This is a genomic window from Mesorhizobium sp. B2-3-2 (genome assembly GCF_006442295.1).
Lineage (GTDB): Bacteria > Pseudomonadota > Alphaproteobacteria > Rhizobiales > Rhizobiaceae > Mesorhizobium.
The window spans coordinates 621,622-633,450 of record NZ_VFWA01000002.1; the positions used below are offsets into that span (position 1 = coordinate 621,622).

The 11,829-nt window shown below is 65.1% G+C and carries 13 protein-coding genes; 5 read left to right on the forward strand and 8 right to left on the reverse strand.

The window, feature by feature from the left end; translation table 11 throughout:
* Positions 1-38: 38 nt before the first annotated feature.
* Positions 39-1,349, reverse strand: a complete 1,311-nt coding sequence (locus tag FJ964_RS08270; RefSeq protein ID WP_140549910.1) for a hemolysin family protein — start codon at positions 1,347-1,349, stop codon at positions 39-41.
* 109 nt (positions 1,350-1,458) lie between these two features.
* Between FJ964_RS08270 and FJ964_RS08275 the strand changes: the two genes are divergently transcribed.
* A complete protein-coding gene (locus FJ964_RS08275) occupies positions 1,459-1,659 on the forward strand; it encodes a zinc-binding dehydrogenase (protein WP_224713182.1) in 201 nt (66 codons plus the stop codon).
* A 9-nt stretch (positions 1,660-1,668) separates the two neighbouring features.
* On the opposite strand, the gene FJ964_RS08280 is transcribed toward FJ964_RS08275, so the two are convergent.
* The 4 genes from FJ964_RS08280 to FJ964_RS08295 form a co-directional block, all read right to left on the reverse strand.
* A complete protein-coding gene (locus FJ964_RS08280; RefSeq protein WP_140549911.1) occupies positions 1,669-2,376 on the reverse strand; it encodes an LssY C-terminal domain-containing protein in 708 nt (235 codons plus the stop codon).
* 60 nt (positions 2,377-2,436) lie between these two features.
* On the reverse strand, positions 2,437-3,252 hold the full coding sequence (locus FJ964_RS08285) for an extensin family protein (RefSeq protein WP_140549912.1): 816 nt from the start codon (positions 3,250-3,252) through the stop codon (positions 2,437-2,439).
* 110 nt (positions 3,253-3,362) lie between these two features.
* Entirely contained in the window at positions 3,363-4,343 is a 981-nt protein-coding gene (locus FJ964_RS08290; RefSeq protein WP_224713192.1) for an extensin family protein, read from the reverse strand.
* 199 nt (positions 4,344-4,542) lie between these two features.
* The gene (locus FJ964_RS08295) at positions 4,543-4,968 is read right to left on the reverse strand and encodes a DUF3775 domain-containing protein (RefSeq protein ID WP_140549913.1); all 426 of its coding nucleotides are present in this window, start codon (positions 4,966-4,968) and stop codon (positions 4,543-4,545) included.
* A gap of 149 nt (positions 4,969-5,117) precedes the next feature.
* On the opposite strand from FJ964_RS08295, the gene FJ964_RS08300 reads away from it, so the two are divergent.
* A complete protein-coding gene (locus tag FJ964_RS08300) occupies positions 5,118-5,651 on the forward strand; it encodes a tetratricopeptide repeat protein (protein ID WP_140549914.1) in 534 nt (177 codons plus the stop codon).
* A 265-nt stretch (positions 5,652-5,916) separates the two neighbouring features.
* Complete coding sequence (gene greA, locus FJ964_RS08305) at positions 5,917-6,390, forward strand: transcription elongation factor GreA (protein ID WP_008877613.1); 474 nt, start codon at positions 5,917-5,919, stop codon at positions 6,388-6,390.
* Between the two features lie 65 nt (positions 6,391-6,455).
* Here the strand turns inward: greA and waaC are convergent, their stop codons facing one another.
* Genes waaC through rfaD form a run of 3 tightly spaced genes read right to left on the reverse strand, consistent with a single transcriptional unit; the run spans position 6,456 to position 9,366 of the window.
* Positions 6,456-7,439, reverse strand: coding sequence for a lipopolysaccharide heptosyltransferase I (gene waaC / locus FJ964_RS08310; protein ID WP_140549915.1), 984 nt, complete (start codon positions 7,437-7,439; stop codon positions 6,456-6,458).
* On the reverse strand, positions 7,436-8,443 hold the full coding sequence (gene waaF, locus FJ964_RS08315; RefSeq protein ID WP_140549916.1) for a lipopolysaccharide heptosyltransferase II: 1,008 nt from the start codon (positions 8,441-8,443) through the stop codon (positions 7,436-7,438). The genes waaC and waaF overlap by 4 nt, the downstream gene beginning before the upstream one ends.
* Positions 8,416-9,366: an ADP-glyceromanno-heptose 6-epimerase gene (rfaD, locus tag FJ964_RS08320; RefSeq protein ID WP_140549917.1), complete on the reverse strand. Its 951-nt coding sequence runs from the start codon at positions 9,364-9,366 to the stop codon at positions 8,416-8,418. The genes waaF and rfaD overlap by 28 nt, the downstream gene beginning before the upstream one ends.
* Positions 9,367-9,578: 212 nt before the next feature.
* Here rfaD and FJ964_RS08325 point away from each other — a divergent pair, with 212 nt between their 5' ends.
* Both FJ964_RS08325 and rfaE1 read left to right on the forward strand, forming a co-directional pair.
* Complete coding sequence (locus FJ964_RS08325; RefSeq protein ID WP_140549918.1) at positions 9,579-10,211, forward strand: LysE family translocator; 633 nt, start codon at positions 9,579-9,581, stop codon at positions 10,209-10,211.
* A 124-nt stretch (positions 10,212-10,335) separates the two neighbouring features.
* Positions 10,336-11,829 carry a D-glycero-beta-D-manno-heptose-7-phosphate kinase gene (gene rfaE1 / locus FJ964_RS08330; protein WP_140549919.1) on the forward strand — a complete coding sequence of 498 codons (1,494 nt, stop codon included), beginning with the start codon at positions 10,336-10,338 and terminating at the stop codon, positions 11,827-11,829.

The following is an 11,829-nucleotide window of genomic DNA, read 5'->3' on the forward strand; positions in this document are numbered from 1 at the left end:
CCAATGACCGCTCTTGGCCCGCGGCGACGTTCGAACAGTCAGCGCACCACTTCGCGGTGGCCGCTGGGCAGGCGCGTGGCGATCAGCTTGTCGATGCGGCGGCCGTCGAGATCGACCACCTCGAAACGCCAGCCTTGCGCATCGACGCATTCGCCGGTCGCCGGCAGATGGTGCATGTGCGACAGCACATAGCCGGCGACGGTCTCGTAGTCGCGGTTTTCCGGCAAGTCGATGCCCAGCACCTCGGCCATCTCGTCGGCCTGCATATAGCCGGCAAGCAGCCATGAGCCGTCGTCGCGCTTGACGGCATTCTCCTCCTCGCCGGCTTCGAGGTCCGAACGGAAAACGCCGGTGATGGCCTCCAGGATGTCGGCGGGGGTGACGATGCCTTCGAAATGGCCGTATTCGTCGTGCACCAGCGCCATCGGCACGTCGGATTCCTTCAGCGTCTGCAGCACGTCGAGCGCGTCGGCCTGGTCGTGCACGATGGGCGCGGCGCGCACGTGCCGGCGCGGGTCGAGCGCGCGACCGCCCAGCAGTGCCGCCAGCACGTCGCGCGTCTGGACGACGCCGATCATGGCATCGACGCCGCCGTCGCCCGCGGGCAGGCGCGAATGCTGCGTGTCCATCAGGAGCTTGCGGATGGTGGCATCGTCGGACTGGAGATTGATCCAGTCGACCTCGGTGCGCGGCGTCATGACGGCGCGCACGGCGCGGTCGCCAAGCCGCATGACGCCAGCGATCATGCGGCGCTCGTCGGATTCGATGGTGCCGTGATGCTCGGCCTCGGCGACCAGCATCTTGATCTCCTCGTCGGTGACCTTCTCCTCGCTCTCGCCGCGCTGGCCGAGCAGCCAAAGCACGGCCCGGCCGGAAATGTCGAGCAGGAAGACCAGCGGCGCCGAGACGGTGGCGAGGACGGTCATGGCCGGAGCGGCGCGCACGGCGACCCGCTCGGGATCGCGCAGCGCGATCTGCTTGGGCACGAGTTCGCCGATGATCAGCGAGGCATAGGTGATGATGGCGACGACGATGCCGACGCCGAGCGGATCGGCGATGTTTTCGCGGATGCCGTTCGAGGCCAGAAACTGCGCCAGCCTTTCGCCGAGCGTGGCGCCGGAAAAGGCGCCGGACAGCACGCCCACCAGGGTGATGCCGATCTGCACCGAGGACAGGAACTTGCCGGGGTTGGAGCCAAGCGCAAGCGCCCGGCCGGCGCCCTTGACCTCGCGGTCGATCATTGCCTTGAGGCGGGCCGGCCGCGACGAGACGATGGCAAGCTCGGACATTGCCAGAAGGCCGTTCACGCAGATGAGGACGACCACGGTGGCGATTTCAACATACAGCATCAGGGGTCAATAGCATTGCCGTGCTGGATTGGAAAATAGTCAGCAGCCGTTTTCAAGAAGATGACAGCGCATGCGGCCGGTCAGGCGGCATCCCAGGGCGGCGCCAAAAATGCTCGCCCAGCGCAACCGCATCGTCGCGCAAGGCATATCGATTGGCCACCGCCGCGCCTTCGAGCGGATGAACCGGGCGATCGAGGCGCTCGGCATCCGGCCGGTGGTCGATAAGGTCTTCGGCTTCGAGGAGGTGGCGCAGGCCTTCCAGCATCTGGAGAAGGGACCGTTCGGCAAGGTCGTGATCGTCACGAGTTGACTTCAGCCATCACGGCAGTTCCTTCAGCACGCCGAGCACGGCCTTGCCGTCGGTGAAATAGGGGTCGCCGCCGCCGTTGCGCCCGTGCGTGGTGGCGCCGATGCCTTCCAGGTCGCTGGTTGAAACCAGCATCCCGGCGGTGGTCAAATCCCGGATAAGAAAGTCGCGTTCGGCGTCGATGTCGGGGCCGATGTGATGGGTGATGGCGCCGGTGTCGTGGCTCAGGCCCACACCACGGTCGAAACTGGCCGAGCCCAGCCATAGCGGACGGCCGTCGTCGCCCGTGGCATCGGTCTGCCAGAAGCGCACATGATGACGGCGGTCGGCGCTCACGCCGACCGGCTTTTCGAAAGCGAGATCCTGGGCGCGGCCTTCGAACAGCAGCCGGCTCACCGGCGCGTCCGGATAGGGGCGCGAAAACAAGACGCTTTCGCCGATGTCGATCGCGGTTCTCAGCGTCACGGCGTCGGCCGTGTCCCAGCCAGCGACGGCGAAGGCATGGACGACCTCCTTTTGCGTGCCGATCAGGCCGACATTGATCGGGTCGCCCGGAATGCCTTGCGGGGTGTGCGTCACCATCTCGAAGCTTTGGCTGCGAAAGCCGCGATCGCGAAACGTCCAGAATTCCGGCGCGGCGACATAGGCCAGCGCCAGATAGGTCGCCAGGAGCAACACCAGCCAGGTCGCAGCGCGTCGTCGGAAGCTTCGTTGGCTCATCGATGCCGCTCGAGTTCTACGACATCACTGTACGCGGCGAAGCCGCCGCCAGGCAAAAGTTCAGCGGCAGGCGCGATAGCCGCTCTTCCGGTTCTTGATGTCGAAGTGGAAATGGTTGCGGTGGTCGTAATTGTAGCCGGGGCCGAGCACGGTGGTGAAATACTGGCAGCCATCGGCGCGCACATTGTTGAGGAAGCCGCGGGTGCGGAAGGCGAACAGGCCGGGCTTGCGCACGTCGATGTCGTCGCCATTGTTGAGTTCGATGCTCATCACGTCGAGCGCGTTGCCCTTGCCGTGTTCCGACAGCACGCCTTCGCCGGCGATGTTGCGGCAGGAATAGCTGGAACCCTGGTGGATGGTCTTGACGCCGGAGAAGTAGCGCCAGCGGGCGGAAGGAACGAGTTCGTTCTTCGTCCACGCGGCGAAGCTGGCGGCCATGTCGCAGGTCAGCGTCGCGGCGGGCTTCATCTCGACGCTGCCGATGGCCGAGACCTTGACGGGATAGTCGATGCCGCACTGGCCTTCATGGATCGGCGCCAGGTCGGTGAAGGTGACGCCGAGGCGCCTCAGCTGCTGACGGCAGTCGGTCTCGCCGGCCGGCATCTGCTCGACCGACGACATCGGCTCGTCCATGCGTGGATAGGCGGCCTGCGTCATGTAGGGATTGGAAGGAACCAGCCGCTGCATGCCTGAATATTGCGGCACGGCCGCGGTCTGCGCGCCGACATCGACGGCCGGCTCCAGTGCCAGCACGTTGCCGGTGTTGCAGGCCGACACCGCTGCCAGCGCAAGCAGGGCGGCCAGCCCGCCGGCCGCGGCGCGCGCGCGTTTCGATTGCCGCGCAAGTGCCAGCGCGGCACGAAATATCCCGTCCATCGGCAGTCCCTTTCCCCGATAGGCGGGATTTTAACGATCAACGGTAAAGGAAAAATCAGCGCCGGCGTTCATGCCTGCGGCCGAATTGCGGCATCGCTTCTGAGCCGGCCCTACTGGCAGAAGGTACCGCCGTGGCGGCGCGGCTCGAGGTCGAGGTGCAAATGCAGCGAATGATCGGCATCGCTGCCCGGGCCCAGTACGGTCTTGAACGGCCCGCAGGCGGCCTTGCGCACCGCGTCGAGGAATTTGGCGTCCTTGTCCGGTGGCGCCGGGCCGACCTCGATCGTCCTGCCGTCCGCAAGTGTGAAGCTGGCGATATCGAGCGCATTGCCGAAGGCATGTTCGGACAGTTTGCGCGTGCCGTTGCGCGGCCGGCACACAAAGGCCGATGCCTGGCCGATCGATTTCAGGTCGGCGCCGAATTCGGCTTTCGCCGCCGGCTGGATGACATCGCCGGCAAAGCGTGCCGCCGCCTCGGCCATTGCGCAATTGAGCTCGGCGCCTGGGGCAATGGCGATCGACTTGCCAAGGCTGTTCAGCACCAGGGGATAGGGGATCGAGCAGCCGATATCGCGATCGCTTTCCGCCTTGTGCTCCTCGAATTGGACGCCGAGACCCCTCAGCCGCTCGCGGCAGGCGACTTCCTCGGCAGGCATTTTCGCGTCGGGCAGGTCAGCCGAACGCGGGTCGGGAAGCATCTCCTTCTTGTCCACGTCCGCCGGTTTTGGCGGCGGTGGCGGGGCGAGGGCCGGCGGCTCAACCTCCGGTTCCCCAGTCTCAGGCCTTTGTGTCGGCGTCGGCGCCACGGCTGGCGGCTCAGGTTCGCTTTTCGCATCGTCTGGCGGCTCGGGCCGGGCTTGTTGCTTCTGAGGCGATCCCTCGTCCTGGAACCGGTCGGATGTTGCGGCTGGATTTTGCGTGTTCGGTTCTGTCGCCTCTGGCGTGTCAGCGGGGCGCGGTTCAGGCACTGGGACATCCGCACGTACCGGGATAGGATTTTGCGTCCTCTGCCGTGCCGGCTTCGGCTTGCGATGCCTTTCGCCGCGCGGTTTCAGCGGCCGGTCGACCCGCGGCGTCAGCGGCTGTTCCACCCGTGGTGAAAGTGGCTCGTGATGTCTGTGACGATGTTTGGCATCGGCCGGCGTCACCAGCAGGGCTGTCACGACCATGAACAATGCAATCCTGTATTTTCGGGAAAAGCTCAGTGTTGCCATCGCTTCGAAACGGTGCCGGGATGCCCGAAGTTGCCTGGAGGGCGCTTAGGCCCGATCACAATCAGTTACCGGCGCGTTACGCGCCGATCGCTTCCAGCCCTTCCTCTAGCCAATCGGCGAGCAACGGCAAGCCGAGCAGGTATTTGGCCGTGTGCCTGTTGGCGCGCTCGCGCGCGGCGGCGACGGCGTCGGCCCATTCCGAGGCGTCGTAGTCGCCGCGGCCGACCCAGGCGAGCGCGACGAGTTCGGCCGCCTCGTCGACATTGAGGTCGTTGATCAGCTCGCGCAATTCCTCTTCGGTGAGGTTTTCCGAGCTTTCCTCGGCGAGTCCGTCATGGTGGTGATTGTCACGGGTGTCACCGTCGAACTCGATTTCGTGTTCGGCGCCGTCGGCATAGTCTTCATTGACGGCGGCGCTCAGCGCCTTGCATTTGAGGATGAGCAGCCGCACGGTGTCGGGTCCGATCGTCAGATCCCAGTTCTTTTCAAGCCGTCGCTGCACTGGCGGTCTCCGCTGGCTCAGCTTTCATTGCCGCCGATGATAGCGGATTTCGAGCATCCGTCACCTCATGTTAGCCCCGTGCTTTTTTCCGGGATGAAACCGCCGACACGCTGCGTTAGTGTTGCATTCTCACCCTCCAGGAGGCTCCGATGCATAAAAGAGTGCTGATCCAGGCGGCGAGCGCGCTTCTCGCCCTGCAGTTCCTTGCCGTTCCGGTGTTTGCCGCGGGCAGCGGTAACGACACCAGTACGACTACCAAATGCAAGAAAGGCATGGTCTGGGACAAGAAGAAGAACAAGTGCGTCGCACCCCAGGAAGGCATGCTGGACGACGACAGCATCTATGATGCCGGGCATGACCTGGCGATGGCCGGCCGCTATGACGAAGCGATCGCCGTGCTCAGCCTCGCCGCCAACAAGCAGGACCCGCGCATCCTCAACTATCTCGGCTATTCGCACCGCCATTCCGGCCGCGTCGCCGTTGGCCTCGGCTATTACGAGGAAGCGCTGCGCATCGACCCCAACTACACGCTGGTGCGCGAATATCTTGGCGAGGCCCATCTCCAGATCGGAGACCTGGCCGGCGCCCAGCAACAGCTGATGGAGATCGAAAAGCGGGCCGGCAAAGGGTCGCGCGAATACGGCATGCTGGCCGAACAGATCCATCATTTCATGAGGAGCTGATCCTTCATTGCCTTTCGAACCGGCCGCGAGCAATGACGGCCGGTTCTTTGTTGCCATGCCGGCTCCTGCGACGGTGCGCGCGAAAACGGTGATGATTTCTTCAGAAACCGATTTTTGGGCGTGAAAACCCCGCAAAGATTGCTATATTCAGGGAAATTGCGGTGAACGGTTCCGTTAGCCCAAGGCTGCCGGACCGTTTTCTTTTTGCACCATCGACAAGGCTTTCCCCGAAAGACGGGGGTGGCGGCAGGAAAGGTCAGGTATCATGAACAAGGTCCCGATGACAGGCGAGGGGTTCGCGTCATTGAAGGAAGAACTGCGCTGGCGCCAGCAGGAGGAGCGGCCGCGCATCATCGAGGCGATCTCCGAAGCGCGCTCGCATGGCGACCTGTCCGAGAATGCCGAATACCATGCCGCCAAAGAGGCGCAGAGCCTCAATGAGGGCCGTGTCAACGAGCTCGAGGATCTCATCGCCCGGGCCGAAGTCATCGACGTCACCAAGCTCAGCGGCGACAAGGTCAAGTTCGGCGCCACCGTGGTGCTGGTCGACGAGGACACCGAGGAGAAGAAGACCTACCAGATCGTCGGCGATCAGGAGGCGGACGTGAAGTCTGGCCGCATCTCGATTTCCTCGCCGATCGCGCGGGCGCTCATCGGCAAGGAAGTCGGCGACGCCATCGAGGTCAATGCGCCGGGTGGTGCAAGGGGCTACGAGATCGTCCAGGTGCAGTTTATTTAAGGAGCTCGAGGGGCGCTGATCTGCGCGTTTTAAGATTGGCAGCGCCAGCTTTCCGATTGGATAGATCAATTCTTGCCAGCGGCGGCTTCACCCTGGTGCTCCATCAGCCTCTCAGCCTCAGCCACCACCTCCGCCGGCGTCACCCGCCCGCCCGGCGCGGCCAGCAGCGTCGATGCATACGGCCCGCGTGGACCGGTTAAACCCGGCTCCGTCGCCAAAAACACCGCGACCGTCGGCAGCCCGAAGGCGCTGGCGAGATGGGTCAGCCCCGTGTCGGCGCCGATCACCAGTGTCGAGCGGCCGAGCATCGCCGCGATGTCGGCCAATGGGGATTTACGCACGATGTTCGTGGCCGGCACGGCCCCGGCGATCGCTTCGGCCATCGCCTGTTCGCGCTCGTTCGACCAGGTCGTGACCGGCGTCATGCCCCGCTCAACCAGCAGGCGGCCGGTTTCGATCCAGTCTTCAACCGGCCACTTCTTGTCCTCACGGCTGGTGCCGTGCAGCAGGAAGGCCGTTTTGCCGGCTATGCCGGTCAGATTGCCGGGCGGCGGCACGATGCCCGAATCCAGCATCGAAAGCTCGGGCTGGTAGCCCAACGCCAGCCCGAAAAGCCGCCGCGTCCGTTCGATGGCGTGGAGGTTGCGGGGTACGGCGTGGCCGACATCGTAAAGCAGCGTTGCCGAAGGCTCGCGCGCGCTCGAACGGTCGAAGCCGGCGATCGGCGCCTTCGCCTGCCTGGCCAGCAGCGCCGACTTCAACAGGCCTTGCGCATCGATGACCAGATCGTAGCGGCACGCGCGCAAGGCGCGTCGCAAGACGGTCGCCTCGCGCCAGGTGCCCCTATCGAAGAGATGTTTTCGCCAACGCCGGATGGCGACCGTGTGAATGGTGCCGACTGCGGGATGCAGCGCGACGATGCCGGCGAAAGCCTCCTCGACGCACCAGTCGAACGCAATATCGGGCCGTGCGCGGCGCGCATCCTGGAGCGCCGGAAAAGTGTGGATGACGTCGCCCATCGACGATGTCTTGACGATCAGCACCTTCATGCGGCGGCCGGGATGTCCAGCAGCCGGTCCGCTGCCGCCATGACCCGTGCGACCTCGAGCGTCTTCAGGCAATTGAGGTGGCCGAGCGGACAGATCTTGCGGTGGCAGGGCGAGCAGGACAGGCCGAGCCAGACCAGTTCGCGCCGTTCGGCCAGCGGCGGGGTGTTCTGTGGCGAGGTCGAACCATAGACGGCGACAACCGGCGTGCCGACCGCCGCCGCAACATGCATCAGCCCGCTGTCGTTGGAGACCGCCAGTCCGGCGGCCGCGATCAGGTCGATGGCGTCCTCCAGCCGTGTCCGGCCGGCCAGGTCGACCACGCCAGGAGCGAGGGCGGCGATCTCCGCGGTCACGTCGCGGTCGTTCTTCGACCCGAACAGCGCGACCTTGAACCTTCTGGCCATGAACTCCCGGGCAAGGCCGGCATAGTGTTCGCTCGGCCAGCGTTTGGCCGGGCCGAACTCGGCACCCGGCATCAGCGCCACGAATTTCTGCTGCTCCAGGCCGAAACGGTCGAGCAGGGCGGCCTGGTTGTTGGCGTCCACCGTCAGATGAGGCGCCTGGAAACCGCCACCCCGTGCAAGGCCGAAATAGGCCTGCGCCGTGCGCCGTTTCACGGCCTCCGGCAGCGGAACGATATCGGTCAACAGGCCGTAGCGCATTTCCCTGAGATGGCCGAAACGGCGTGGAATACGGGCAAAGAACGGGATCAGCGCCGACTTCCAACTGCCCGGCAGGATATAGGCGCTGTCGTATCGGCCGCGCAGCAGGCGGCCGAAGCGGCGGCGATGTGCAAATTCGAGCGCGCCGGGTTTCAGGGGGAAATCGATCTGCTGGCGGACCTCAGGCATACGCTTGACCAAAGGGGCCGCCCAGGCTGGCGCCAGCACGTCGATCGCGGCATTTGGATGGAGCTCCTTCAGCGCCGAGAACAGGCACTGCGCCATCACCATATCGCCCACCCAGCGTGGGCCGATCACGAGGATCGCTGGGCTTTCAGCCATTCGACATAGTCTCTGACGCCGGTTTCGACGTTGCGGAATTGCCCATTGTAACCGGCCGCGCGCAGACGCGACATATCAGCTTGCGTAAAGCTCTGGTAGCTGCCCTTGAGGTGGTCGGGAAAGGGGATGTACTCGATCTCGCCCTTGCCCATCGCGTCGATGACGGTTTCGGCAATGGCGCGGAAGGGTTGCGCCCGGCCGGTGCCGCAATTGAAGATGCCGCTCGCGCCGCGCTTCCACAGCCACAGATTGACATCGGCGACGTCGCCGACATGGATGAAGTCGCGGCTTTGCTCGCCGGGACCGAAGCCGTCATGGGTGCCGAACAGCTTTGGATTCTCGCCACGCCCGACCTGGTTGAACAGATGGAAGGCGACCGAGGCCATGGCGCCCTTGTGCGCCTCGCGGGGCCCATAAACGTTGAAGTAGCGCAGGCCCGCGACCTGCGAATGATCGGTATCGAAGACATTGCGCCTGACATAGTCATCGAACAGCTTTTTTGAATAGGCGTAGACGTTGAGCGGCCGCTCAAGCTCCGGGTCCTCGCGGAACTCGGAGCCGCCGCCATAGACCGACGCCGAGGAGGCGTAGAGGAAGGGCACGCGCAGCGTCAGGCAGGCATGCAGCAGCCGCTTCGAATAGGCGTAGTTCACCTCCATCATGAACTTGCCGTCCCATTCGGTGGTGGTCGAGCAGGCGCCCTGATGGAAGACGGCCTCGATGCGGCCGAGCCCGCCACCCTCGATGCGGGCCAGGAAATCGCCCTTGTCGAGATAGTCGGCGATCCGCAAGTCAGCAAGGTTGGCGATCTTGTGGCCATCGGTAAGGTCGTCGACGACCAAAATGTCGTCATGACCCTCGGCATTGAGCGCGGCGACGATGTTGGCGCCGATCATGCCGGCGCCGCCCGTGACGATGATCATGAACGCCCTCTGGTTGCTTGCGATTCCGGTCCTTATAAGGGAGGCTTGCGAGGCTGTCGACAAAGCAGGGTGGCGGGCGGCCCCCGATGTCGGCACGAAGGATGGGCGAAACCCGCCGCGATTGCCTTGCGCGGCGCAGCGCGCCACAGTGGCGCCGCAAAGCTGCCGCTTCAGTCGGTTCGCCCCGCCGGGCGCCATCATAGGGGCCATGAATGCCGTCGACCGAACTGCTCATCGCATTTTTCGCCACCACGGCGATCTTCGCCTATATTCCGGGCCCGGCCATGCTCTATGCCGCCGCGCAAACGATGGCGCGCGGCCGCTGGTCCGGCCTGACGGCAGCGCTCGGCATTCATCTGGGCGGCTATGTTCACGTCTTTGCCGCCGCCGCCGGACTGTCGGTGCTTTTCCACGCCGTGCCGCCGCTCTACATGGCGGTCAAGCTCGTCGGCGCGCTCTACCTGATCTGGCTCGGTGTGACGCTGTTCCGCAAGCGCGCGGAAGGTGACATGGCACTGCCGGCGATCGAGCGGAAATCGGCTCGCCGCGCCTTTTTCGAGAGCATCGCCGTCGAGGTGCTCAATCCAAAGACCGCGATCTTCTTCATGGCCTTCCTGCCCCAGTTCATCGATGCCTCTGCCGTATTCCCCGTCTGGCTGCAATTCGTCGTGCTGGGCACGACAGTCAATCTGATGTTCTCCTCGGCCGATATCGTCTGCGTGTTCCTGGCTGGTGCCGTGATCGGCAGGCTGCGCCGCTCCGGCAGCGCGCAGCGCATGATGCAGCGGGTGGGCGGCGCCGTGCTGGTCGGGCTCGGCGTCCATGTCGCCTTGCAGAAGAGCTGACGAGGCCAGCCGGCGTTGCGCTGGCTCGAATTGCGGTATATCGGCATCGCCATGAACGACCGGTCCCGGCCAATTTGTCCCCGATGCATCTTCACAACCGGTTTTTGCGCGCGTTGCCAGTGACATGATCAAGCACGATCCACTTTCCCCCGAACCCCTGCATCGCGCCATCGCGCATTTCGGCCAGGCCACCGTGCTGGTGGTCGGCGATCTCATTCTCGACCGTTTCGTCAACGGCGTCATCGAGCGGATTTCGCCGGAAGCGCCGATCCCGGTGCTCCATGGGCGCGGCGAGAGCCTGGCCATGGGCGGCGCCGGCAATGTCGTGGCCAACATCATCTCGCTCGGCGCCGCCGCCATTCCGGTCTCGGTGATCGGCTCCGATACGGCAGGCGACAGCCTGGTGCGCATGCTCGGCGAACTTGGCGCCGACACGACGGGCCTGGCGCGGGAGCGCGGCCGCATGACCTCGTCCAAGAGCCGCTTCAGCGCGCTCAACCAGCAGGTGCTGCGCTTCGACGAGGAGGAGATCAGGCCGCTCGGTGCGGCGGAACGCGCGGCGTTGGTCCAGCATTTCCGCACCGCGCTGGCGCGCGCCGATATCGTCATCCTGTCCGATTACGGCAAGGGCATCCTGCTCGAAGGCGTCGCCGGCGAATTGATCGCGATCTGCCGCGAGGCGGGAAAGCCGGTGCTGGTCGATCCGAAGGGCCGCGATTATGCTCGCTATGCCGGCGCGACCGCTATCACGCCCAACCGCAAGGAACTCGGCGAAGCGGTCGAACGGCCGGTGTTCAGCGATGACGAGATCGTGGCCGCGGCGCGCGAACTGCTTGACGCGCATGGCTTCGACTTCGTCGTCGCCACGCGCAGCGAGAAAGGCATGAGCGTCGTCAGTCCGGCGGAGGCGCGCCACATCGCCACCCAGGCGCGTGAAGTGTTCGATGTGTCGGGCGCCGGCGATACGGTGATCGCGACCTTCGCGCTGGCGCTTGCCGCCGGCGCCGATCCGGCCGCGGCCGCCTCCATCGCCAATGCCGCCGGCGGCGTTGTGGTGGGAAAGCGCGGCACCGCACGGCTGACGGTCGAGGAACTCACCGGCGCACTGTTCCGCTCGCACGGACCGACCGCCCACAAGGATGCCATTCTCGACGCCGCATCGGCCGCGCGCATGGTCGCGGCCTGGAAGGAAGAGGGCCTGAGCGTCGGCTTCACCAATGGCTGTTTCGACATCCTGCATGCCGGTCATGTCAGTCTGCTGCACGCGGCGCGCAGCCAGTGCGACCGGCTGGTGCTCGGCCTCAACAGCGATGCCTCGGTGCGCCGGCTGAAAGGGCCGGAACGGCCCGTCAACGACCAGCATGACCGCGCCTGCGTGCTGGCGGCACTCGCGTCTGTCGACGCGGTGGTGGTCTTCGACGAGGACACGCCGCTGGCGCTGATCGAGGCGCTTCTCCCCGACATACTGGTCAAGGGCGCCGACTACACAGTCGATACCGTGGTCGGCGCGGAGGTGGTGCAGAAAGCCGGCGGGCGCGTGGTCCTGGTCGATCTCATCGCCGGCAAGAGCACGACCGGCACAATCGGCAGGCTGCGCTCGGCCGGCAACAAGAATTGA

Excerpts from the sequence above, each read along its gene's own strand:
- FJ964_RS08275 (WP_224713182.1), top strand. The coding sequence starts at position 1,459 with ATGCTCGCCCAGCGCAACCGCATCGTCGCGCAAGGCATATCGATTGGC.
- FJ964_RS08300 (WP_140549914.1), top strand. The coding sequence starts at position 5,118 with ATGCATAAAAGAGTGCTGATCCAGGCGGCGAGCGCGCTTCTCGCCCTG.
- FJ964_RS08280 (WP_140549911.1), bottom strand. The coding sequence starts at position 2,376 with ATGAGCCAACGAAGCTTCCGACGACGCGCTGCGACCTGGCTGGTGTTG.
- greA (WP_008877613.1), top strand. The coding sequence starts at position 5,917 with ATGAACAAGGTCCCGATGACAGGCGAGGGGTTCGCGTCATTGAAGGAA.
- rfaD (WP_140549917.1), bottom strand. The coding sequence starts at position 9,366 with ATGATCATCGTCACGGGCGGCGCCGGCATGATCGGCGCCAACATCGTC.
- FJ964_RS08270 (WP_140549910.1), bottom strand. The coding sequence starts at position 1,349 with ATGCTGTATGTTGAAATCGCCACCGTGGTCGTCCTCATCTGCGTGAAC.
- FJ964_RS08325 (WP_140549918.1), top strand. The coding sequence starts at position 9,579 with ATGCCGTCGACCGAACTGCTCATCGCATTTTTCGCCACCACGGCGATC.
- waaF (WP_140549916.1), bottom strand. The coding sequence starts at position 8,443 with ATGGCTGAAAGCCCAGCGATCCTCGTGATCGGCCCACGCTGGGTGGGC.
- waaC (WP_140549915.1), bottom strand. The coding sequence starts at position 7,439 with ATGAAGGTGCTGATCGTCAAGACATCGTCGATGGGCGACGTCATCCAC.
- FJ964_RS08285 (WP_140549912.1), bottom strand. The coding sequence starts at position 3,252 with ATGGACGGGATATTTCGTGCCGCGCTGGCACTTGCGCGGCAATCGAAA.
- rfaE1 (WP_140549919.1), top strand. The coding sequence starts at position 10,336 with ATGATCAAGCACGATCCACTTTCCCCCGAACCCCTGCATCGCGCCATC.